Source organism: Acinetobacter sp. WC-323 (assembly GCF_000314615.1).
GTDB classification, from domain to species: Bacteria; Pseudomonadota; Gammaproteobacteria; order Pseudomonadales; family Moraxellaceae; genus Acinetobacter; species Acinetobacter courvalinii.
In genome coordinates this window covers 86,298-107,946 of the sequence record NZ_AMZS01000068.1, presented here as the reverse complement: position 1 = coordinate 107,946, position 21,649 = coordinate 86,298, and the positions used below count along the sequence as shown (strand labels likewise).

The window sequence follows — 21,649 nt, the reverse complement described above, 5'->3', positions numbered from 1 at the left end:
CGATTTAGCCTCCCTTACTCACAATATACTTTTCTGCAATCTGTCTAGCGATCATATCAGTCTGTAAAATGATGTCTATGTTTTCTGCTTTAGCATTTTGTACAGCTTGCAAAGTATGATCCACTACTTGAGGAATCTCGGTGAATCGGATCTGTTGTTGCAAGAATGCAGCAACTGCAATTTCATTGGCTGCATTTAATACCGTCGGTGCCAAACCACCGGCCCGCATAGCCTGACGCGCCAGGTCCAATGCCGGAAACTTGACAATATCCGGTTGCTGAAAATTTAGTTGAGCCGTCTCAAATAAATCGAGTGCAGGCACATCTGTTGCCAACCGTTTTGGCCATGCCAATGCATGTGCAATCGGCGTACACATATCTGGGTTACCCATTTGTGCCAAAGTTGATCCATCCACATATTGCACCATGGAATGAATGATACTTTGTGGGTGAACAACAACTGTAACAAAATGTTCTGATATTGAAAACAAATGGCAAGCTTCTATCAATTCCAGACCTTTATTCATTAAGGTCGCCGAATCAACCGAGATTTTTTGTCCCATTGACCAGTTTGGGTGCTTGCATGCCTGTTGTGGTGTAACCTCATGCAATTGTGCCAAAGAATGATTGAGAAAAGGTCCGCCTGATGCCGTCAATAAAATACGGGACACGCCTAATTGTGGCTGCCCCGTCCGTTCTGCATTGAGATAGTCATGCGGTAGAGACTGGAAAATCGCATTATGTTCAGAATCCACCGGCAACAATAACGCATTATGCTCGCGTGCTGCCTGCATCATGATATCACCCGACATCACCAATGATTCTTTGTTGGCCAATAAGACACGTTTACCCGCTTTTACTGCGGCCAAAGTCGGTAACAAACCGGCCGCACCGACAATGGCCGCCATGACGATATCAACATCAGCATGCTCGGCAATTGCGATTAGGCCAGCCTCATCTGTGAGGATTTCAATATGGTTTATTTTTTCTTGCTTGAGACGTTGTTGCAACTCCAGTGCTTTTTCATTGGGCACAACAACAATTTTTGGATGATATTTTTTACAAATTTCTAAAAGTTCATCTAAACGACTATATGCAGAGACTGCAAATACGGTGTATTGGTCTGGGTGCTGTTCCAACACTTTTAAAGTACTTTGACCAATTGAACCAGTAACACCCAATATACAAACAGCTTGAGTCATTTAAAGATCTACACCAATAAGTTTTAATATATACATACCTGTTGCAAAGATCGGTGCAGCAGCAAGTAAAGAATCAATACGATCAAGCACACCACCATGTCCTGGAAGTACGCGACCAGAATCTTTAATTCCAGCGCGGCGCTTAATCATGGACTCAAACAAATCGCCCAGCACAGATGCGAACACGGTAATGATCGAAAGAATTAAGAATAAGATTAGCTGTATTGCGGTTAAGTTTAAATAGAAATATTGCACAACCAGCATAATAATCACGGTTGTTGCCACACCACCATAAAAGCCTTCAACCGATTTATTCGGGCTCACAGAAGGAGCAAGTTTTTTCTTGCCAAACTTACGTCCAACAAAATAAGCACCACTGTCCGCGCCCCACACCAGCAGGAATAGATACATGAGCCACCAAGGCGAACTATGCCAGACGGCATAGAGCGAAGTGACGGCAGCAGAAATCAGGATAAATCCGATCAGATGTAGAGACGGGTTGTACCAGTTATCCGATTCAGGATAGTTCTTGACCCAATAGATGCTTCCCAGCCATGTAAGAATCGATGCTGCCCAAAGTAAAAGCGCAACATCATCAAAAAATAATGCCAGTGTTGATACTGCTGCAACACAGCCCCCATATACCCAAGCCTTCGGCTTTGAAACAGCGGTTACACTACGTGGCATAAGCTTAAACCATTCGTAGCCTGCAACCCCTGCAGCTAAAATCATAAGCATAAACATTGGATAATGTGATTGCGTTGCAAACATGCAACTTAAAACAACAGCAACTAACACCAATGCGGTAATAATCCGCTCTAACATTATTAATTCTCTATTTTCGCTTGTTGAATCTGTTCTGATGTCTTGCCAAAGCGTCGTTCACGTCCTGAAAAAACACGAAAGGCATGATCTAGCTCTTCTATGCTAAATTCTGGCCATAAAGTATCGGTAAAATACAGTTCTGCATAGGCAGCTTGCCAGAGTAAGAAGTTAGACAAACGATAATCCCCACCGGTACGGATCAATAAATCAACCGCTGGAAGATCATTTAGACTGACATATTTATCAAATAAATCAACATTTATCTGATCTGCTTGAAGCTTTCCTGCAAGCGCATCCTGAGCAATCATTTTCGCAGCTTGCGCCATATCCCACATTCCACCATAACTAATCGCAATGGTCAGGGTCATGGAACCATAGGCTGCTGTTTTTTGCTCGGCATATTGCATCAGCTCACGTAGTTGGCTGGACAACCGAGAACGGTCACCAATAAAGCGCAGTGCAATATTGAACTTTTCCATACGCGGCAGTTGCTCATGAATTGTTTCTTCCAACAATTTCATTAACAAATCTACTTCGTATTGAGGACGGTTCCAGTTTTCACTTGAAAATGCAAAAACGGTTAAAGCGCGAATGCCAACTTTCTTGCAATGCTCGACAATCGGATCCAAGACATTCTTGCCTTCACGATGCCCATCGCCTTTTTGCATTTGATTTTTTTTGGCAAAACGATTGTTGCCATCCATGATGATGGCAACATGTTGAGGAAGAAGTTGTTCTTCTTGCGAGGTCATAAAATCAGACCTTCATCAATTCTGCTTCTTTTGCTGCAAGACGTTTATCAACCTCTGCAACATATTTATCAGTGATTTTCTGGATATCATCCGATGCACGGCGATCATCATCTTCAGAAATTTCTTTTTCTTTCAATAATGCCTTGAGATCACCTAATACATCGCGACGAATATTACGAATCGCAACTTTGGCATTTTCAGCTTCGGCACGCGCAACTTTCTGCATATCACGGCGAGTTTCTTCTGTTAACGCAGCCATTGGTACACGGATTGCATCAGCAGTAATAGGATTCAAGCCCAAACCTGCTTCACGAATCGCTTTATCTATCGCAGCAACCATTGAACGTTCAAATGGTTGAACCAACAGTGTACGTGAATCTTCAAGTCCGATATTTGCCACTTGATTCAATGGAACATCAGAGCCGTAGTAAGAAACCATCACACCATTTAAAATAGATGGGTGCGCACGACCTGTACGAACTTTGGCAAAGCCTAACTCTAAAGAGTCAAGCGACTTCTGCATGCGCTGTTCGCTATCTTGTTTGAGATCGTTAATCATATGATCTTCCTTACTTATTCATTAGGTATTACAAAATATTTAAACAATAGTATAAAGAGCTTTCTGGCTCACGTACATTAATTCGTTACGTGAGTACCCTCTTTTTCGCCCATGACGACAGAAAGTAATGCGCCAGATTTGTTCATATCAAAAACTTGTAATGGCACATTGTGGTCACGGCACAAACAAATTGCCGTAAGATCCATTACACCAAGTTTTTCATCAAGCACTTGATCGAAAGTTAAATTGTCATATTTAACTGCATCATCGTATTTGCTTGGATCTTTGTTATAAACGCCATCAACTTTAGTCGCTTTCAAGATCAGGTTCGCTTCAATCTCGATACCACGTAAACATGCTGCAGTATCTGTGGTAAAGAACGGGTTGCCTGTACCCGCAACAAACACACATACTTCACCCTGACTTAAATGACGGATCGCATCACGGCTTGAATATGGCTCAACCACTGTACCAATTGATAGCGCCGACATTAAACGAGTTTTGATATTGCGGCGTACCAATGCATCACGCATTGCCAAACCGTTCATCACAGTCGCCAACATACCCATCTGGTCACCAGTTACACGTCCAACCAGACCGTCTTTTTGAAGCTGACTACCACGGTATAAGTTACCACCGCCGACAACGATACCGACCTGCACGCCCAAACCGACTAAGTGCGCAATTGAAAGTGACATTTGATCTAATACTTGGGCATCAATACCCATATCTTTATTACCTGCTAAAGCTTCACCAGAAAGCTTGAGCAAGATTCGTGCATAACGTGGATTTTTAGAAGCTGACATACTTTTACTCCAAACCGACCAATCTCAAAATTTTCTTAAATTTAATTCAACATCAAGCAGATTTAATCTGGATTAACTTTGCAAATAAATCGTATTCATCTGCATCGGTAATTTCGACTTCCAGCAAATCACCTGCTTTAATCACACTCTTATCGATATCTTCAACAAAAACGTTGCCATCAATTTCTGGTGCATCTGCATAAGAACGTGCAACAGCAACTGGGAATTCATCTTCCAGACTATCAACCAGCACAGTCATTTTCTGACCAATACGCTTTTGTAGTTTTGCTGCTGAAATGGCTTGCTGCACTTCCATGAAGCGTTCATAACGCTCTTGTTTGATCTCTTCTGGCACATGATCAGGAAGATCGTTCGCAGTTGCACCTTCAACTGGTGAATAGGTAAAGCAGCCGACACGATCTAACTGCGCTTCTTTTAACCATTCCAGCAAAATTTGGAAATCTTCTTCAGTTTCACCAGGGAAACCCACCACGAATGTTGAACGAATCACCAATTCAGGGCATTTTTCACGCCACAATTTAAGGCGCTCCAAGGTATTTTCACTATGAGCTGGTCGCTTCATCAATTTTAAGATGCGCGGACTGGCATGCTGAAAAGGAATATCTAAATATGGCAGGATTTTGCCCTGCGCCATCAAATCAATGGCAGCATCCACGTGTGGATATGGATAAACGTAATGTAAACGCACCCAGATGCCTAACTGACCTAGGGCTTCACACATGTCATAGAATTTGGTTTTAACAGGCTGACCATTCCAGAAATCCAGCTTATATTTGGTGTCTACACCATAAGCTGAGGTATCCTGAGAAATCACCAGAATTTCTTTTACACCTGCACGCTTCAGTGCAGCGGCTTCATCCAGCACTTTTCCGACCGGACGAGACACAAGATCGCCACGCATACTTGGGATAATGCAGAATGTACAACGGTGATTACAGCCTTCCGAGATTTTCAAATAAGCATAATGCTTCGGTGTTAAACGAACACCTTGCTCAGGGACTAAATCAATAAATGGGTTGTGTTTTGGCGGTGCCGGTACATATTCATGTACTGCTTCCATTACATCTTGATAGGCTGCTGCACCTGTCACTTTAAGGACATTTGGGTGCATCTGGCGAATTTTGTCTTCGTCTTTACCTAAACAGCCTGTAACGATAACTCGGCCATTTTCGCTCATGGCTTCACCAATCGCGTCTAAAGACTCTTGTACTGCAGATTCAATAAAACCACAGGTATTTACAACAACCAGATCCGCACCATCATAATCTGATGCAACTTGATAACCTTCAGTCTTTAACTGAGTTAAAATTCGTTCAGAATCTACCAATGCCTTAGGACAACCTAAAGATACAAAACCGACTTTGGGGGTCTTCATGAATCTGCGCTCCACTTGAATCGGCGTATTGTATGACTTTTCTTGGCTTACGCATAGCTGCAAAGCCATCTCTTTGTGTAATGCACCAAAATACGACCAAAATTTTAAATAAAATCCACAAGCGCACTATTTTGGAACATAATAATTTATTGAAATCCCTGCATGTATGTGAAAAATACTGCATAAATCCCTTTTTTAAGAATTAAGTTGTTGAAATTTCATTAATACAAAGTTGGCTTGTATTTTGCATAAAGTACATTTTAGAAGTTAATGGCTATTCATTAAAATTTATATTTATTGCGCCATTTTAAAACAGGATGATTCACAAATGGATCAACAGAACATTATCGACTATCGGCTCTTAGTAGATAATTTGAGCACTGCCATTTTACTGGTCGATAGTCAGCTGAATATTTTTTATTTAAATTCTGCTTGTGAAGCATTATTTGATATCAGTCTGCTGCGCGCATCAGGCCAGCCTGTTCTTAACTTATTACATGCACACGACGATACCTTCAACACACATGAAGCGCTATTAAACACTTTAGAAAGCGGCCAACACTACACCCGACGTGAGGCTGTCATCAATGTTAACTTTAAAGCGATTCATGTGGATTATACCGCTTCTCAACTGAATGCGGGCAAAAGCTATCACCCGCTTTTATTGATTGAACTGAATCCGATTGACCGTATGTTAAAGATTTCCAAAGAAGAGAATCTGGTACAACAACATCAAGTAGCACGTCAACTGGTCCGTGGCGTGGCGCACGAAATCAAAAACCCGTTAGCGGGCATCCGCGGTGCAACCCAGTTACTGGCACGCAGCTTAAATGATGACCGCTACGGAGAATTTACTGACATTATTATTAGTGAAGTCGATCGTTTGACCAATCTGGCGGATACCATGCTCGGTTCACGTCAATTACCGAGCTATGAACATGTCAATGTACATGAGCCACTGGAACGGGTTCGCTCGCTGATTGCCAACCAGACCAAAAAGAAAATCAAGATTACCCGTGATTATGATCTGTCTTTACCCGATGTGATGGCTGATCGAGATCAGCTGATTCAGGTCATGCTGAATATTAGCGTCAATGCCGTACAGGCCATGACCGAAAATAAAGACTTTTTTACCGACTCAGAACCAGAACTGCTACTGAGAACCCGCATCCAGCGCCTTGTGACCATTAATGGCGTTCTTAATCGCTCAACCGTACGTATTGATATTGAAGACAATGGCCCTGGCGTACCCGAAAGTATTCTGGAATCGGTTTTCTATCCATTAGTCACAGGACGTGCCAAAGGGACAGGACTCGGACTCAGTATTGCTCAAAATATTATGCATCAACACAACGGAATGATTGAATGTCAATCAGTCCCTGGAAAAACATTTTTCAGCTTATATCTACCTTGGGAGTTAAACCATGTCACGAAATAAAATTTGGGTAATAGATGACGATCGTGCCATGCGTTGGGTACTGGAGAAAACCTTTAAAGAGGAAGGTTTCGATGTCACCAACTTTGAAGAAGCCCAAACTGCACTTGAACGCTTGCATGACGATGCACCGGATGTGATTTTGACCGACATTCGTATGCCAGGGATTGATGGTCTAACCTTCTTATCGAAGGTTAAAAATACCCATCCCGACTTACCTGTCATTATCATGACTGCACACTCAGATCTAGAGTCTGCTGTCTCAAGTTACCAAACTGGTGCATTTGAATACTTACCTAAGCCTTTTGATATTGATGAAGCCTTAGCGCTGGTTAATCGTGCCATTTTGCACATCAATAAATTACAGCAACAAGAAGCCACCAAAGCCGCCTCACCATTGCAGTCGACCGAAATCATCGGTGAATCGCCTGCCATGCAGGAAGTGTTCCGTGCCATCGGTCGTTTGTCGCAATCACATATTACTGTCCTGATTAATGGTGAATCCGGTACTGGTAAAGAATTGGTGGCGCATGCCTTACATAAGCATTCACCGCGACGGGCCAAACCCTTTATTGCGCTGAACATGGCGGCAATCCCCAAAGACCTGATCGAAACCGAATTATTTGGCCATGAAAAAGGTGCCTTTACAGGTGCTAACACCCAACATCAAGGTCGTTTTGAACAAGCCAATGGCGGTACCTTATTTCTGGACGAAATCGGTGATATGCCATTTGAAACCCAGACACGTTTACTTCGTGTTTTGGCAGATGGTGAATTCTATCGTGTCGGCGGACATATTCCGGTTAAGGTAGATGTCCGTATCGTTGCGGCAACCCATCAAGATCTTGAGAAACTGGTCAATGAAGGCCGTTTCCGCGAAGACCTTTACCACCGCCTGAATGTGATTCGCATTCACATTCCAAAACTGTCGCATCGTAGCGAAGACATTCCGATGCTGGCACAGCATTTCTTGGCACGCGCAGGCAAAGAGCTTGGTGTCAGTCCAAAAATCTTGCGTACTGAAACCACTGACTATATGCAGCAACTGCCTTGGCCTGGAAATGTGCGTCAACTAGAGAATACCTGTCGCTGGTTAACTGTCATGATTACGGGTCGTGAAGTTTACCCTGAAGACCTGCCAGCAGAACTTAAGCAAGCCTCAGTCCACAAGACCAGTGATGCTCAAGCTGCACCAAGCTCGAGCCCTGCACTCGTTGAACGCATTGCAGTCCATCATTGGGATGAATTATTAGGTCAATGGGCCATCCAGAAACTTAAAAATGGCGAAATGAAAATTCTTGATATTGCCACCCCCATGTTTGAACGCACGCTAATTAATGCAGCACTCCAGCAGACCCGCGGTCGTAAACGCCATGCAGCAGAGCTATTGGGCTGGGGACGTAACACCCTGACCCGAAAACTCAAAGAGCTGGGTATGGATTCTGCGGATGACGATGAAGAAGAAGAAAGTCGCACGGCTTAACCCCCTAAAAAGCGAGTCTAAAATGACTCGCTTTTTTAATCATTTTGAGATCTTTTGAAACACTCCGAAATTTCATAGCCATACAAGTGATATGGTTTTTGTTATACTAAGCACAACCCGATTACCTCAAAGTAGATAATGACTGATATTTGCTATCCAGGCTGTGCCAAACCTCAAACTCGTCGTGGAGAAGAACGTCGTCTTGCCCTGTTATTGTGCGCAACCGATTTATTTCTTGAGAAAGGTTATGAGGCAGTGTCTCTGGATGATATTGTCAATCATGCCGGAGGTTCCAAAACCTCGATTTATAAATATTTTGGTAATAAAGAAGGGCTTTTCACTGCCATTTGTGATTATCGTCGGGAAGTTTTCTTTAAGGGCGTGTGCTTACCTTACACCCCGGAAAAAACCGATCTCAGGACTTATCTGACCCAGACCCTATACCGGTTTTATCAACATATTATTCAGCCTGAAAACATTGCCTTTATGCGCATGTTTACCGAACAAACACAAAAAGATATCCAGCTTGCTCATTATTTCTATGATCAATGCGCCTTAAATATCCAGAACACCATTGCCTATGCCTTAGAGCATGCTCACGCCAACAATGAAATTTTCTGTGCCCAACCCAAATTCTCCGCCATGATGTATTTTGGCACGCTCAGAGATGTTGAATGGCGCAATTTAATGGGCTTGGATGTACCAGAAGATGATATCGAAATTATTGATTATATTGATTATTCTGTAGACCTGTTTTTAAAGGCTCATCAAAACCTAGGGCCTGTTGCCACTTTATAAACGAGTTGCGTTGTAGGCTAAAAATTCATCAGACAAGGCATGAAATGCAGGCAATGGCTATTCCCTTGCCAAGTTTCATAACGAAGTATGAGGAGTTTTTAGCCACAACCCTTTGGGACAGGGATATTTTTTGCCGCTACTGCGTTATGTTTCTCTCATTTAGATCACTAAATTTCGCAAAACATGTCTTGTATCGTCTAAAAAACATCCTCTGTCGCAACCATTGATAAAATGGCTACAGGCCCTTTATTCTTTTGCATTTTTCTGAAGCTATAGTATAGTAGTCAATTCTTTTTTATCCACCACTCGTCAAACAACAATTAATTATTGATTTCTCTCAATAATTATTGTGGGAGTAGCTATGGCGCTTCGGCATTTCCTAACTTTACGTGACCTATCCACTCTAGAACTGCAACGCATTTTAGACCGTGCTCAAGAACTGAAACGCATGCAGCATAGTCATACGCTGTATCAGCCGTTTGCAGGTAAAGTTTTAGGAATGATTTTTGAGAAATCGAGTACCCGTACCCGTATTTCTTTTGAAGCAGGCATTTGCCAGTTTGGTGGTAGTGCGATCTTTCTTTCTCCACGTGATACACAATTAGGACGTGGTGAGCCAATTGAAGACTCGGCTCGTGTCATCTCAAGCATGCTGGACATTGTGATGATCCGTACTTTCGGCCATGACATCGTCGAACGTTTTGCATCATATTCAAAAGTTCCTGTCATCAATGGCCTGACTGATGACCATCATCCTTGCCAGTTACTCGCAGACTTGCAAACCTTCCAGGAACATCGTGGTCGCATCGAAGGCAAAACCGTTGCCTGGATTGGTGACGGCAACAATATGTGTAATTCATATATTGAAGCAGCACACATGATGGGCTTTAAGCTGAAAATCGCCTCTCCTGAAGGCTATGAACCAAAACCTGAATTTTTAGCTGAATTTGCAGACTGCGTTGAAGTCTTCAATAAAGCCGAAGATGCCGCTGTCAATGCCGACCTGATCGTGACTGATGTCTGGGCAAGCATGGGACAGGAAGAAGAACAAAAGCTGCGTGAGAAAGCATTCGCAGATTTTCAGGTCAATGAAAAACTGATGGACCTGGCACATCCTGACTGCCTGTTTATGCATTGCTTACCAGCGCATCGTGGTGAAGAAATTTCAGAAAACATGCTGGATCACAAAAATGCTGTGGTTTGGGATGAAGCTGAAAACCGCTTACATGCACAAAAAGCATTGATGGAATTCTTACTCAATGAGAATCTCAAAAAAGATTAAGTCATCCAAAAACAGCATCAAATGATGCTGTTTTTATTTATGTATTCCAAATTGAACAGTGAAATAAAAACAATTATAGTAGGCTAAGCCTTTTAGAATAAGTTTCTCATCATATGAGAACCTCACTCAATACACAGCGGACGTCATGACTTCACTCGAACAAGCATTATCTCAAATACCAAGTTTCTCTTTGGTGCATGAGCATCTGTTTAGCTCAGCTCAACCATCAGCTGAACAACTGCAACAGATCAAGGAATATGGTTGCAGTACAGTCATTAACCTTGCAACCAGTAAATCAGAAAATTACTTGGCCAAACAAGATCAAATCTGTCTGGATTTAGGCCTGAACTATATTCACATCCCGATTGACTGGGATATGCCCTGCTCTGAACAATGCTTACTGATTCTGGACTTGATTGATCATCTAGTTCAAAACGAGATCGTCTGGCTACATTGTGCGAAAAACAAGCGGGTCAGTAGCTTGATGTATTTATATCGCCAGTTTTATATGAATGTGGATCTGCCTAGCGCGCAAGAACTACTTCACCAGATCTGGGAGCCGAACGAGACCTGGACTGGACTCATTCATAGTCTGACTTTACAACTGCAAGGCCGTAAAGCAACACAAGAATTAGAACAGTCACTCATCAATAGTAATCATTTTGCCTGATGTGAAACCAATACGGTTGCCGTTGCCAGGATGCCTTCCTGACGGCCGGTAAACCCAAGTTTCTCTGTGGTTGTGGCTTTAATACTGATTTGAGTCACATCCACTTTTAATACATCTGCAATACTTTGACGCATTTCCAGATTATGTTTCGCTAACTTTGGACGTTCACAAGCCACTGTAATATCTGCATTATTGAGATGATAACCACGATCCAAAATCAGCTGGTATACATGTTTCAGCAACAGACGACTGTCTGCGCCTTTATATTCTGGATCTGTATCTGGAAAATGCTGTCCGATATCCCCGAGTGCTAAAGCACCCAGTAAGGCATCACTGAGCGCATGCAATACCACATCTCCATCTGAATGCGCTTTTAAACCATGCGTATGCGGAATTTTAACCCCCGCCAAAGTAACAAAGTCACCGTCTTCAAATGCATGTACATCAATCCCTTGTCCAATACGGATTTGAGCAACCATATGATTTTCCTTTTACAATATATCGAACTAATCTTGTATTCAGGCTTTCTATTTCGCTATAGTACGTTGAGCAAATTAGACTGAAAGTATAAGTGATTATGCTGTTTAACACTGTAAGAAATCAATTAAAGAAATCTGGTTATATCATCACATTGAGTTGTTTTTGCTCAACATTTGCCTATGCGGAATCTATTGACTGCAATAGCGCTGCTTTGCAAGCACAAAAAATATGCACCAAGCAATACAAAGAACAGCGCCAAAAGCTGAATAGCAAATTCTTAACGGCGTATCTGGTGACGGATGCGCCTTTGCAATTGTTACATGATACACAGACCCAGTGGCTCAACCAGATTCAGCAATGCAAAAGCAAAGCCTGCTATGAACAGCAATTTGAGGTGCGTCTGGATGACCTGAATTTTTATACCTCGATGAACCAGACCCTGACCCAACATTATTTAAAATATGAACATGGCAAAATCGCAGCTCAACCTGTTCATCTGCAAATTCATCAACTGGATAAAGACAAGTTAAAAATTGAAGGGATCGCTTACCGCAATCCGAATAACCGACCAGAAACTCAAACCTTATCATTACTTGCTTATAGCACAACAGAACAACGCAACCAGATCACCGATAATGAAAAAAAGTGCCAATATCAGTTTGATTTTCAAAAAGTATTACTGGTGATCAAATCTGCGCAAAAAGGCTGTGAACGTTTTACCGGGATTTACCGTCCTTACGACTAAGCTATCAACCGTTTAGAAAAAAGCCGATGTGATCACACCGGCTTTTTTAGTTTTAGCTTGGAAATTTTTGCGCAATTTCCTGACTGATCAGCACTGCCGTTGCAGCCGATAAGGTCCAGCCTAAATGCCCATGTCCGGTATTATAAAATACACGTGGTTGTTTGCCTTGTTTAACCACAGGCAACATATTCGGCATCATTGGACGTAATCCTGCCCATGGCACCACATGTTCAGTCGAAATATCAAAATTCTGGTTGACCCAGTTAATCAGCGGTTGAATACGATCCGCCCGAATATCGCGATTATAACCGTTAAACTCAGCTGTTCCGGCAACCCGTAAGCGATCTGCACCTAAGCGCGAGGTGACAATTTTTGCACTTTCATCCAGCAAGCTGACCCAAGGTGCATTATTGACACTGCGCTCATCTTTAAGCTGCACTGTAATCGAGTAACCCTTTACCGGATAGACGTTGACACTATCGCCTAACATATCTGCCAATTGATAACTGCCAACTCCACCACAGACCAGTACCACATCTGCAATAATTTCGGTAATCCCATCCGCAGTTGGATTTACATTTTCTGAACTGTTCTTGCAGTGAACAATTGCCTTATCTTGATTGAATTGAATATCAACCACATCCAGGCCAAAACAATACTTTGCCCCATATTGTTGCGTCCGTTCTGCCAGCCCCACGGAATATTTATGAATATCTCCTGTTGCATCCCCCGCGGTATAATAACCACCGAAATAGTCACCTGTTAAAGTCGGTTCAATCGCCTTCATTTCCTCTGGAGTAATCGCATTGCGCTCCAGTTTGCCCTCAACCAGCACATCATTGACCTTCTTGGCAATCTCATAGTCTTCTCTGGTGTGATACATATGTAAAATGCCACGTTTTTCCAGATCAAAAGACAGACTTTCTTTTTCAGCCACTTCAAATAATCGTTGTCGGGCTAACAATGCCAAACGCACGGTTTCAATGGTATTGGCTTTATAATTTTTGATATGGGTTAAAAACTCAATCAACCAGCGATATTTATGGGCGCTAAAGGATGGGTTGAGTAATAACGGTGCATCTTTTTTGCTCATCCATTTAATGCCTTTTAGCACTGTGGCTTTCTGGTTCCAGACTTCTGCATTACAGGCAGACAATTGTCCACCATTGGCAAATGAAGTTTCCATGGCCGGAAAAAGATGACGATCGATCACCGTCACTTCATAACCCAGTTTAATTAATTCATAAGCAGACGTTACACCCGTAATCCCCGCACCAATTACAACAACATGTGGCATAGCAAACTCCCTGAAATGCATAACATTTCATAATGCTTAGCCCCATCTGTCATGGTACCTGAGAGTTTCGGCAGATGATTACCAATTAATCATGAAGCCTTCCCCTTCGGTGAGTGTTTATCGTAGAAGAAATTAGTCCTGTGTTCCTACAAATTGAGCACTGCTCTCCAGATTTTATGTCTATTATTACAGTCCTTCTGCCTGAGAGTTTCCGGGGTCGTTGCTCCTTCGGCGAGTTCATTGAAGAACTTCTCTCCCGCAATAATATTTATATTCCTATAAGCAATATATATGCCGCTCCAAAATACGCACACTAAAATCTTGTAAATGTTTGTAGATCAAGATTTATACGTCTGCATTTATTCATCGAGCATAAAAAAGCAGACCCGAAGTCTGCTTTTAAATCTTAGAATTTACATTGCAAAATTTGCTCGGAGAATTGACCTTTCCAAAGTTCGCGCAATGTTGGCAAATAGAATTTTTCACCAATCATGACCAGTTCAGCATCAATCAAGGCATGAATCTCATGCATTAGCACATAATCCATTGCAATCAAGGACAATTGAGGTTGTGTCTGGGCAATCTGCTTCCGCTTAACTTGTGCTTTTTTCACCAGCTCATTGGCAAAGTTCTTATCTTTATAGGTGGTAATTGCACTTAGACGAAGCTCAATCACACCCCAACCTTCCAGTAACTTTTTAAACACTTCAAAATCTTTTGAGGTTGCTTCCCAGGTTACATTTTCTAGATTATTGTCTTCTGGCAATACCGGTAATAGTAAATCAGCGGTACTTGGAAAAATTTTCTTTAAATTCAACAGAAACTTAACAGGATTTTCATTGGGTAAATCAGAAAACTGGATGTTGGTTTTAGTATCCGTTAAATAAATATTGAGCATAATGAAGCAACAGTCAGATAAATCAAAACTGTATTGTACGCAGTTCACTTTATAAAAACTACTCATAAAAAATCCTTCCACGAGCAGAAGGATTTTTTATCTTACTGATTAAAGATTTTTATTTACTATTTGGAGAAACCATATTTTCAGGCTTCACCACTTCATCAAATTGTTCTGCAGTGACCAAACCCAGCTCCACAGCGACCTGTTTCAAGGTTTTATTTTCCTTATAAGCGGTTTTCGCCACTTTGGCAGAGTTCTCATAACCGATCACAGGATTTAGCGCAGTCACCAGCATCAAAGAGTTATGTAAGAAGTGATCAATCTTGTCGCGATTCGGTTCAATCCCCACTGCACAATGATCATTAAAGCTATTACATGCATCTCCCAGCAACTGAATCGATTGCAATAAGTTATAAGCAATCACTGGCATAAACACATTCAGCTCAAAGTTCCCGGATGCACCCGCAACGTTAATAGTGGTATCATTGCCTAGAACTTGAGCGACTACCATGGTCATGGCCTCACTCTGGGTGGGATTGACTTTACCCGGCATGATACTCGAGCCCGGTTCGTTCTCAGGTATACGGATTTCACCAAAACCACAACGTGGCCCACTCGCTAACCAGCGAATATCATTGGCAATCTTATTTAAACTTGCAGCTAATGTCTTCAACGCACCCGATGCAAATACCGCTGCATCACGACCAGCCAAAGCTTCAAACTTGTTTGGCGCGGTCACAAACGGCAGACCCGTCAAGATGGCCAATTGCTCAGCCGCTTTCACCGCATAATCAGGATGAGCATTTAAACCGGTTCCGACTGCGGTACCACCTAAAGGTAACTCGTATAGTCCAGCCAATGCCTGTTGCAAGCGTTTTAAACCATGTTCCAGTTGCGATACATAGCCGCTAAACTCTTGTCCCAAAGTTAAAGGCGTTGCATCTTGTAAATGCGTACGACCAATTTTGACAATGTCATCAAATTCTTCTGATTTGCGCTGTAAGGTCTGTTTCAACTTTTCAACCGCAGGAATCAGGAGTTCATTGATTTGCAGACTGGCAGCAACATGAATCGCAGTCGGAAAAGAGTCATTAGTTGATTGCGCACGATTGACATGATCATTTGGATGAACGGGTTTTTGTGCACCCAATACCTGTCCTAATTTCTGGTTGGCAATATTGGCAATCACTTCATTGCAGTTCATATTGCTTTGCGTACCCGAACCGGTTTGCCAGACCACCAGTGGAAATTGTGAATCCCACTGCCCAGCAATCACTTCTTCCGCAGCACCAACAATATATTGACTTAAATCTTCAGGAAGTTGTTTTAATTCAGCATTGGTGATCGCGGCCGCTTTTTTGACTAAGCCCATCGCACGAATCATCGGACGTGGCAAACGCTCCTGACCAATCTTAAAGTTCTGTAAACTTCTTTGCGTCTGCGCACCCCACAAGGCTTCGTTCGGGACCTCGATTTCACCCATGGTGTCGTGTTCAATTCGCATTTGCATAAACAACCTCTGCTCTATCTGGTTAAAATTTTCACGGGCTGAAGCAAAGTAATGCTTTGGCTGGTCAGCTTATCCTAATCAAACCAGCCAAATATGTAAATAAGAATCATTATCTTAATTACCTTTCAGAGTATTCAGATAAAAACGCCATTCATCTTCAATCATTTGTGCCAAAGACCGTTTCGGTGTCCAGTTTAAAATACGCTGCGCCTTTTCAATATTGGCACCCAGCTGAGCTAATTCATCATGTTGATAGATTGCAGGCTGTACACGGACCTCAGCCTGAGTGACCGTGGAAATTTCGTCTAGCAAACGTTGAATTGAGGTCAGTTGTGTATACGCAATATTGAATGATTCCAGGCATCCAGACTGAGCTTTTAGCCAATTCAAGGTCATTAAAATCGCATCACACGCATCCAGAACATGTAAGAAGCTACGTTCAACGGTGCCATCCTGCGTTTGAGCCTGATTTTGCAATTCGATACAATCACGTTGCAAAGCAGCCACCTGTAGCGCCAAAGGTACAATATTTTTAGGTAACTGGGTGACATACTCCCCTAGAACGCCGTGCTCGAATGCACCCACGATATTAGATAAACGTAGATTGACGATCTTCCATTCAGGATCGACCTTATAGGTATCCGCAATAATATCTTCGACCATTTGCTGTGAGCGGATATAAGGATTGGCAGAGTTATAATTAAATGCTGTTTCTTCTGAAAGTGCTGGATCAGACTGACCATAGACGGCTAGACTGGAAAGATTGACTAACTGTCTCACCCCCATCCGTTGCATCGCACGTAATAAGCTCATGATACTACTGACATTATCATTATAATATTCGAGTGGTTTTAAAGTAGATTCTTCCAAAGACTTAAAACTTGCCGTATGAATGACGGTATCAATTGAATATTGTTCAAATACTTTATTTAATGCAGGCGTATTCCGTACATCCAGTTTCGCAAAAGGAATATACATGCCTGAAATATACTCCAGACGTTCCAGAGTTTGTAAAGTTGAGTTAGCCAGGTTATCAACAATGACAATCTCTTGCCCATGAGCCAATAAACTCAAGGCAATATGTGAACCGATAAAGCCTAAACCACCTGTCACCAAAATCATTGTATACTTACCTTCTTTTTAATCTGTCCATCATCATTTTGCCTACTATGACCATAGTGAATGTTCAATGAGTACACTACTGTTAATTACTTCTCCGCCTACGTCTGTGATTGCATGGCATGCATTCGGTTTAGCCCAAGCATTACAAAATAAGCATAAGGATTTTCGTGTTTTCTTTTACCAAGACGGTGTTCACGTTGCGAACGATTTACAGTGGTTTCCTGATGATCAACGCAACCTGAAACAGGAATGGCAAAAACTGAGCATTCGACTCCCTGTCTGTGTCAGTGCTGCCCTTGCTCGGGGTATCACTGATGCTGGCAATGCACAGCGTCATTCACTTCAACATCACAACTTGGCACAAGGTTTTGAGCTGGTTGGGCTTGGAGAGCTTGCTGATGCAGTGCAAAGCTGTTCTCGTTTAATTCAATTTTAATTTAAGTTCTTTAATAGAGTGTTGCTTTAAAAAGGTAAATTGTGTGAAATCTGTACTTGTCATCCTAACGCAGCCTAATTTAACGAATTTGCAGACCAATGAAAGTCTGTCTGCAACTATGGTTTTAGCAACCTTTGGTATTTCTGTCAAAGTATTATTAAGAGACGCCGGATTGAGTTTATTGAATAATAAATTAGAATTTGACCAGCTCAAACACGCCTTTAAAATCGCCGCCAACATGGTCGACAGTTTTGAATTCTATGATTTAACCCCAATTCTGGTTGAATATAAAAATCAACAACTTAGCATCATAGAAAACACCGATCAGGAAATTGAATTTATTAATATGAGCCCTGAATTCATCCATTCTTTTGATCATGTCTTGTATTGGTAAGGACTTTTACTATGGAAAATAGTGCTTTATTTTTAATCCAATCGTCCTATAACAATCTCGATAAAATCTGGGAACAGTTAGCACAAATGGCACAATCTGATGACCATATCGTGATTATGGGTGATGCTAGCTTGGCTATTCCAGCGACAGTTTTTAGCCGCTATGCTCATCTCTACTGTCTGGAAAATGAGCTGAGCCTGTTGAGTAATGAGAATCAGGAACATGTTAAAGTGATTGATTACGCAGCATTTGCAGATTTAGTTTTGCAATTTAAACGCTGTATCACCTTAAAATAATTTTTAATCGGATTTATTTAAAATTTACTTAGGCTATTTATGCAATTAGAGTTAGATCAAGACGGTCATCTGGTCGATTACACCATCTGGAACCCTGAAGTGGCTCAGGAACTGGCGAAAACACTGGATTTGGAACTGACCGACTGGCATTTTGAGGTCCTCCATGCCGTACGTCAGTTTTATCAGCAATTCGGGCATTCACCCGCGACCCGCCCATTGATTAAGTTTTTAATGAAGACGGTCGGTCCCGAGATTAATAATGCCGAGTTACAGCAACGGTTTAATACCGGTCTGGTTGCCCGCCATTTAAGCCGTTTAGCGGGCGTACCCAAACCTGCAAACTGTTTATAATCACCTTCAAGCAAATTTCTTGGCACAGGCTACACATATAATTACAGCAACCGTAACCGCAAACATCGCGATGCTGACCTGTTCATGCAGCAGCACCGCAGCAATGATTAGGCCAAATATCGGTTGCAGGAGTTGTAATTGCCCTACAGTGGCAATCCCGCCTTGCGCCAGACCTTTGTACCAGAAAAAGAAACCGATCAGCATACTGAATAACGAGACATAGGCTAAGCCCAGCTTTGCAGAAACTGAAACCTGTGCAAAGTTGACTGGTAAGTAGAGATAGGAAAATAACAACATGATCGGTAAGGTTATGATCAGTGCCCAGCAAATCACTTGCCAGCCCCCTAAATACTTTGATAGCTGCCCACCTTCTGCATAGCCAAAACCACAGAGTAATATGGCACATAGCATGAAAACATCACCATAACCAAATGACCAGGCACCGGTCTGAAACACCATAAAACCAAAAACCAGCGCTCCGCCTAATATCGCAAACAACCAGAATGCGAGATTGGGTCTTTCTCCACCCCGCAATACACCAAAAATCGCAGTCGCCAATGGCAATAACCCCACAAATACAATGGTATGGGCAGCACTGACATATTGAAGAGCTAGCGCAGTAAATAATGGAAATCCAACCACCACGCCAAGGGCGACATAAAATAAGGGCAGCCAGTGTTTTTTTTCAGGTAATTTTTGTCGGGACAATAGAAGCATTGCCAAGCCTAAAAGCCCTGCAATCGCAGCCCTTGCCGCAGTTAAAAAGGTCGGACTAAAATCCATGACTGCCACACGGGTAGCAGGTAAAGAACCTGCAAATATGACCACACCAATAAAACCATTGATCCAGCCACTGCTTAAAGATTTCATTTAAATTCTCCAGATCTATATGCAGAATTTAAACTGTGCTAAGGTGAATGCACCATACACACTACAGTACAATTTCAAATAACTGTACTGGTATAAAATCCAACACAGTCAGGCTCAAACCTATGAAAAGCACGAAAATTGATTCTGTGATACAACATATTCATGATCAGATTAAAAATCGCTCTTTGGTGCCTGGCTCACGTCTTCCTTCCGTACGTGCATTGGCTGCTGTTTTAAACCTGTCTGTATCGACCATTGTAGAAGCATACGAACGTCTGGCGGCACAAGGCCTGATCGAAGCAAAAACAGGTTCAGGCTTCTTTGTAGCCGGACCGCTGGCACCGTTATCAATCTCGGAAATTCATCCTAAAATTGACCGCAATATTGACCCGCTCTGGATTTCCAGACAAGCACTGGAAGCAAAACAAGGGGTACTCAAACCAGGCTGTGGCTGGTTACCCGATAACTGGATGCCGCATGAAAATATACGCAAAGCAATGCGCAAAGTCTCCAGAGCCCATTCACATATTCTGACTGATTATTCCACCCCACTGGGCTTAGCACCGTTACGTGAATTGCTTTCCCGTAAAATTTTGACCAAAGGGATTGAAACCACTCCTAATCAGATTCTATTGACAGACTCCGGCACCCAAGCCATTGATTTAATTTGCCGCTATTTTCTAAAACCCAATGATGTGGTACTGGTGGATGATCCTTGTTATTTTAATTTTCACGCCTTACTCAAAGTTCACCAGATTCAGATCATTGGTGTGCCTTATACGCAAACCGGACCTGATATTGAGGCATTTTCGGAAGCGATTCACAAGCATAATCCTCGCTTATACATTACCAATTCAGGCATTCATAATCCGACCGGCGCCGTACTCACCGCATCCAAAGCCTATCAGGTGTTGAAACTGGTTGAGCAATCTAACCTGATTGTGATTGAAGATGATATTTTTTCAGACCTGGAACTCCACACGGCGCCACGACTCGCAGCACTGGATGGCCTGTCTCGCGTCATTCATATTGGCAGTTTTTCTAAAACTTTATCCGGCGCAGTCCGCACCGGTTATATCGCAACTAAACCAGAATGGATCGAGGATTTAACGGACATCAAGATCGCAACCAGCTTTGGCGGCAATAACCTTTGCGCAGAAATTTTATTTTCAGCTTTAACGGATGGCAGCTATCGTAAATATCTGGATGAATTGAAAATAGATCTGGCAAAAGCCATGGACTCAACTATCAAACAGTTAGAGAAACTGGGCATCAAGCCGTGGGTGAAACCTCAGGCAGGTCTATTTCTATGGTGTGAATTAGCTGAACATCTGGATACGGCACGAATTGCTCAACACTGTTTGGAACAAGGTGTGATTCTGGCACCTGGCAATGCTTTTAGCCAAAGCCAGAATTTTAAAAATTTTATTCGTTTTAATGTGGCGCAATGCCAGGATCCAAAAATTTTCGAGGTGCTATCGCATGCAATTCAGCATGAAATAGCACATCAGCATGGTTGATTATGCACTTTTTTGTTTCTGTTCGATAAAAGCAAAATAGCCCGGACCAGCAGCCACCCGCACATCTTTGACATGAATCGGCTCATCGCATTCTGAACAGATCACTTTCGGGCTAATTTTCTTGCCACAGCTTTTATGCGTAAATTCAAGCGGCTTGCCCAGTCCCATATCCATCCATTTATCTGCCCATTGCACCATCGCCAGAAGGATCGGATACAGATCTAAACCTTTTTCAGTCAGTTGGTATTCAAAGCGTTCCTGTCGGTCGACATACGGCACCTTGATTAAAATCTCATGCTCGACCAGACGTTTTAAGCGTTCTGAAAGAACGTGACGGGTTAAGCCCAGACTTCGCTGAAAGTCATCAAAACGGCGTACACCCATAAATGCATTACGTAAGATGAGCATTGTCCAACGATCACCTAATACTGAAAGCGTCCGAGCTACTGAACATGGCTGATCGCCAATTTCTTCCCATTTCATTATTATCACCTAATCATTTTTTTAAAGTTTTTGCAGA

The 21,649-nt window shown here is 42.4% G+C and carries 24 protein-coding genes and 2 riboswitches; of the genes, 11 read left to right on the top strand and 13 right to left on the bottom strand.

Going from position 1 to position 21,649, the window contains the following annotated elements; translation table 11 throughout:
* Positions 1–4: 4 nt before the first annotated feature.
* The 6 genes from ispC to rimO form a co-directional block, all read right to left on the bottom strand.
* Positions 5–1,201 (bottom strand): 1-deoxy-D-xylulose-5-phosphate reductoisomerase, encoded by a 1,197-nt coding sequence (gene ispC / locus ACINWC323_RS01745; RefSeq protein WP_009515613.1) that lies wholly within the window; start codon positions 1,199–1,201, stop codon positions 5–7.
* Positions 1,202–2,026, bottom strand: a complete 825-nt coding sequence (locus ACINWC323_RS01750) for a phosphatidate cytidylyltransferase (protein ID WP_005230217.1) — start codon at positions 2,024–2,026, stop codon at positions 1,202–1,204.
* Positions 2,027–2,028: 2 nt separating this feature from the next.
* On the bottom strand, positions 2,029–2,778 hold the full coding sequence (gene uppS, locus ACINWC323_RS01755) for a polyprenyl diphosphate synthase (RefSeq protein ID WP_009515450.1): 750 nt from the start codon (positions 2,776–2,778) through the stop codon (positions 2,029–2,031).
* Between the two features lie 4 nt (positions 2,779–2,782).
* Complete coding sequence (gene frr, locus ACINWC323_RS01760; RefSeq protein WP_004653307.1) at positions 2,783–3,337, bottom strand: ribosome recycling factor; 555 nt, start codon at positions 3,335–3,337, stop codon at positions 2,783–2,785.
* Between the two features lie 77 nt (positions 3,338–3,414).
* Complete coding sequence (gene pyrH, locus ACINWC323_RS01765) at positions 3,415–4,143, bottom strand: UMP kinase (protein ID WP_004772000.1); 729 nt, start codon at positions 4,141–4,143, stop codon at positions 3,415–3,417.
* A 52-nt stretch (positions 4,144–4,195) separates the two neighbouring features.
* On the bottom strand, positions 4,196–5,539 hold the full coding sequence (gene rimO / locus ACINWC323_RS01770; protein ID WP_005230215.1) for a 30S ribosomal protein S12 methylthiotransferase RimO: 1,344 nt from the start codon (positions 5,537–5,539) through the stop codon (positions 4,196–4,198).
* 328 nt (positions 5,540–5,867) lie between these two features.
* Between rimO and glnL the strand changes: the two genes are divergently transcribed.
* From glnL to ACINWC323_RS01795, 5 genes are all read left to right on the top strand, one after another.
* The gene (gene glnL / locus ACINWC323_RS01775; protein ID WP_009515571.1) at positions 5,868–6,977 is read left to right on the top strand and encodes a nitrogen regulation protein NR(II); all 1,110 of its coding nucleotides are present in this window, start codon (positions 5,868–5,870) and stop codon (positions 6,975–6,977) included.
* Positions 6,964–8,457, top strand: a complete 1,494-nt coding sequence (gene glnG / locus ACINWC323_RS01780) for a nitrogen regulation protein NR(I) (RefSeq protein ID WP_005230213.1) — start codon at positions 6,964–6,966, stop codon at positions 8,455–8,457. Before glnL ends, glnG begins: the two co-directional genes overlap by 14 nt.
* Positions 8,458–8,595: 138 nt before the next feature.
* Complete coding sequence (locus ACINWC323_RS01785; protein WP_009515584.1) at positions 8,596–9,255, top strand: TetR/AcrR family transcriptional regulator; 660 nt, start codon at positions 8,596–8,598, stop codon at positions 9,253–9,255.
* Between the two features lie 361 nt (positions 9,256–9,616).
* Positions 9,617–10,537, top strand: coding sequence for an ornithine carbamoyltransferase (gene argF, locus ACINWC323_RS01790; protein WP_009515392.1), 921 nt, complete (start codon positions 9,617–9,619; stop codon positions 10,535–10,537).
* A 145-nt stretch (positions 10,538–10,682) separates the two neighbouring features.
* Entirely contained in the window at positions 10,683–11,207 is a 525-nt protein-coding gene (locus ACINWC323_RS01795) for a protein tyrosine phosphatase family protein (protein ID WP_005230209.1), read from the top strand.
* On the opposite strand, the gene ispF is transcribed toward ACINWC323_RS01795, so the two are convergent.
* Positions 11,195–11,686: a 2-C-methyl-D-erythritol 2,4-cyclodiphosphate synthase gene (ispF, locus tag ACINWC323_RS01800; protein WP_005230208.1), complete on the bottom strand. Its 492-nt coding sequence runs from the start codon at positions 11,684–11,686 to the stop codon at positions 11,195–11,197. The genes ACINWC323_RS01795 and ispF overlap by 13 nt on opposite strands.
* Positions 11,687–11,784: 98 nt before the next feature.
* On the opposite strand from ispF, the gene ACINWC323_RS01805 reads away from it, so the two are divergent.
* On the top strand, positions 11,785–12,432 hold the full coding sequence (locus ACINWC323_RS01805) for an A1S_1983 family putative colistin resistance protein (RefSeq protein WP_009515521.1): 648 nt from the start codon (positions 11,785–11,787) through the stop codon (positions 12,430–12,432).
* Between the two features lie 52 nt (positions 12,433–12,484).
* Here the strand turns inward: ACINWC323_RS01805 and ACINWC323_RS01810 are convergent, their stop codons facing one another.
* The 4 genes from ACINWC323_RS01810 to ACINWC323_RS01825 all read right to left on the bottom strand — a co-directional run bounded on the left by ACINWC323_RS01810 (position 12,485) and on the right by ACINWC323_RS01825 (position 17,262).
* Positions 12,485–13,729 carry a D-amino acid dehydrogenase gene (locus ACINWC323_RS01810; protein ID WP_009515563.1) on the bottom strand — a complete coding sequence of 415 codons (1,245 nt, stop codon included), beginning with the start codon at positions 13,727–13,729 and terminating at the stop codon, positions 12,485–12,487.
* Positions 13,730–13,765: 36 nt separating this feature from the next.
* Positions 13,766–13,907: riboswitch (glycine riboswitch) on the bottom strand.
* A 1-nt stretch (position 13,908) separates the two neighbouring features.
* Positions 13,909–13,998, bottom strand: a riboswitch (glycine riboswitch).
* Between the two features lie 137 nt (positions 13,999–14,135).
* Positions 14,136–14,627: a hypothetical protein gene (locus tag ACINWC323_RS01815; RefSeq protein ID WP_162137930.1), complete on the bottom strand. Its 492-nt coding sequence runs from the start codon at positions 14,625–14,627 to the stop codon at positions 14,136–14,138.
* 118 nt (positions 14,628–14,745) lie between these two features.
* Entirely contained in the window at positions 14,746–16,140 is a 1,395-nt protein-coding gene (gene fumC / locus ACINWC323_RS01820; protein ID WP_005230200.1) for a class II fumarate hydratase, read from the bottom strand.
* A 114-nt stretch (positions 16,141–16,254) separates the two neighbouring features.
* Positions 16,255–17,262, bottom strand: a complete 1,008-nt coding sequence (locus ACINWC323_RS01825) for an SDR family NAD(P)-dependent oxidoreductase (protein WP_009515416.1) — start codon at positions 17,260–17,262, stop codon at positions 16,255–16,257.
* 67 nt (positions 17,263–17,329) lie between these two features.
* Here ACINWC323_RS01825 and tusD point away from each other — a divergent pair, with 67 nt between their 5' ends.
* Genes tusD through ACINWC323_RS01840 form a run of 4 tightly spaced genes read left to right on the top strand, consistent with a single transcriptional unit; the run spans position 17,330 to position 18,739 of the window.
* Complete coding sequence (gene tusD / locus ACINWC323_RS01830; protein WP_032881736.1) at positions 17,330–17,698, top strand: sulfurtransferase complex subunit TusD; 369 nt, start codon at positions 17,330–17,332, stop codon at positions 17,696–17,698.
* A gap of 43 nt (positions 17,699–17,741) precedes the next feature.
* Positions 17,742–18,092, top strand: coding sequence for a hypothetical protein (locus ACINWC323_RS0119370; protein ID WP_005230195.1), 351 nt, complete (start codon positions 17,742–17,744; stop codon positions 18,090–18,092).
* A gap of 11 nt (positions 18,093–18,103) precedes the next feature.
* Positions 18,104–18,388, top strand: coding sequence for a hypothetical protein (locus ACINWC323_RS01835; protein WP_005230194.1), 285 nt, complete (start codon positions 18,104–18,106; stop codon positions 18,386–18,388).
* 39 nt (positions 18,389–18,427) lie between these two features.
* Complete coding sequence (locus ACINWC323_RS01840; RefSeq protein ID WP_005230193.1) at positions 18,428–18,739, top strand: TusE/DsrC/DsvC family sulfur relay protein; 312 nt, start codon at positions 18,428–18,430, stop codon at positions 18,737–18,739.
* Positions 18,740–18,745: 6 nt separating this feature from the next.
* On the opposite strand, the gene ACINWC323_RS01845 is transcribed toward ACINWC323_RS01840, so the two are convergent.
* Positions 18,746–19,609 (bottom strand): DMT family transporter, encoded by an 864-nt coding sequence (locus ACINWC323_RS01845; protein WP_009515547.1) that lies wholly within the window; start codon positions 19,607–19,609, stop codon positions 18,746–18,748.
* 122 nt (positions 19,610–19,731) lie between these two features.
* On the opposite strand from ACINWC323_RS01845, the gene ACINWC323_RS01850 reads away from it, so the two are divergent.
* Entirely contained in the window at positions 19,732–21,129 is a 1,398-nt protein-coding gene (locus tag ACINWC323_RS01850) for an aminotransferase-like domain-containing protein (protein ID WP_009515513.1), read from the top strand.
* On the opposite strand, the gene ACINWC323_RS01855 is transcribed toward ACINWC323_RS01850, so the two are convergent.
* Positions 21,130–21,612, bottom strand: coding sequence for a winged helix-turn-helix transcriptional regulator (locus ACINWC323_RS01855; RefSeq protein WP_009515465.1), 483 nt, complete (start codon positions 21,610–21,612; stop codon positions 21,130–21,132).
* Positions 21,613–21,649 lie beyond the last annotated feature (37 nt).

Bases quoted from the DNA above. Each gene is read 5' to 3' on its own strand.
- ACINWC323_RS01855 (WP_009515465.1), bottom strand. From the start codon at position 21,612: ATGAAATGGGAAGAAATTGGCGATCAGCCATGTTCAGTAGCTCGGACG.
- ACINWC323_RS01805 (WP_009515521.1), top strand. From the start codon at position 11,785: ATGCTGTTTAACACTGTAAGAAATCAATTAAAGAAATCTGGTTATATC.
- ACINWC323_RS01840 (WP_005230193.1), top strand. From the start codon at position 18,428: ATGCAATTAGAGTTAGATCAAGACGGTCATCTGGTCGATTACACCATC.
- glnL (WP_009515571.1), top strand. From the start codon at position 5,868: ATGGATCAACAGAACATTATCGACTATCGGCTCTTAGTAGATAATTTG.
- uppS (WP_009515450.1), bottom strand. From the start codon at position 2,778: ATGACCTCGCAAGAAGAACAACTTCTTCCTCAACATGTTGCCATCATC.
- ispC (WP_009515613.1), bottom strand. From the start codon at position 1,201: ATGACTCAAGCTGTTTGTATATTGGGTGTTACTGGTTCAATTGGTCAA.
- ACINWC323_RS01825 (WP_009515416.1), bottom strand. From the start codon at position 17,262: ATGATTTTGGTGACAGGTGGTTTAGGCTTTATCGGTTCACATATTGCC.
- ispF (WP_005230208.1), bottom strand. From the start codon at position 11,686: ATGGTTGCTCAAATCCGTATTGGACAAGGGATTGATGTACATGCATTT.
- ACINWC323_RS01850 (WP_009515513.1), top strand. From the start codon at position 19,732: ATGAAAAGCACGAAAATTGATTCTGTGATACAACATATTCATGATCAG.
- tusD (WP_032881736.1), top strand. From the start codon at position 17,330: ATGAGTACACTACTGTTAATTACTTCTCCGCCTACGTCTGTGATTGCA.
- ACINWC323_RS01750 (WP_005230217.1), bottom strand. From the start codon at position 2,026: ATGTTAGAGCGGATTATTACCGCATTGGTGTTAGTTGCTGTTGTTTTA.
- argF (WP_009515392.1), top strand. From the start codon at position 9,617: ATGGCGCTTCGGCATTTCCTAACTTTACGTGACCTATCCACTCTAGAA.
- ACINWC323_RS01785 (WP_009515584.1), top strand. From the start codon at position 8,596: ATGACTGATATTTGCTATCCAGGCTGTGCCAAACCTCAAACTCGTCGT.
- pyrH (WP_004772000.1), bottom strand. From the start codon at position 4,143: ATGTCAGCTTCTAAAAATCCACGTTATGCACGAATCTTGCTCAAGCTT.
- rimO (WP_005230215.1), bottom strand. From the start codon at position 5,539: ATGAAGACCCCCAAAGTCGGTTTTGTATCTTTAGGTTGTCCTAAGGCA.
- frr (WP_004653307.1), bottom strand. From the start codon at position 3,337: ATGATTAACGATCTCAAACAAGATAGCGAACAGCGCATGCAGAAGTCG.
- ACINWC323_RS01795 (WP_005230209.1), top strand. From the start codon at position 10,683: ATGACTTCACTCGAACAAGCATTATCTCAAATACCAAGTTTCTCTTTG.
- glnG (WP_005230213.1), top strand. From the start codon at position 6,964: ATGTCACGAAATAAAATTTGGGTAATAGATGACGATCGTGCCATGCGT.
- ACINWC323_RS01835 (WP_005230194.1), top strand. From the start codon at position 18,104: ATGGAAAATAGTGCTTTATTTTTAATCCAATCGTCCTATAACAATCTC.
- ACINWC323_RS01810 (WP_009515563.1), bottom strand. From the start codon at position 13,729: ATGCCACATGTTGTTGTAATTGGTGCGGGGATTACGGGTGTAACGTCT.
- ACINWC323_RS01845 (WP_009515547.1), bottom strand. From the start codon at position 19,609: ATGAAATCTTTAAGCAGTGGCTGGATCAATGGTTTTATTGGTGTGGTC.
- fumC (WP_005230200.1), bottom strand. From the start codon at position 16,140: ATGCAAATGCGAATTGAACACGACACCATGGGTGAAATCGAGGTCCCG.
- ACINWC323_RS01815 (WP_162137930.1), bottom strand. From the start codon at position 14,627: ATGCTCAATATTTATTTAACGGATACTAAAACCAACATCCAGTTTTCT.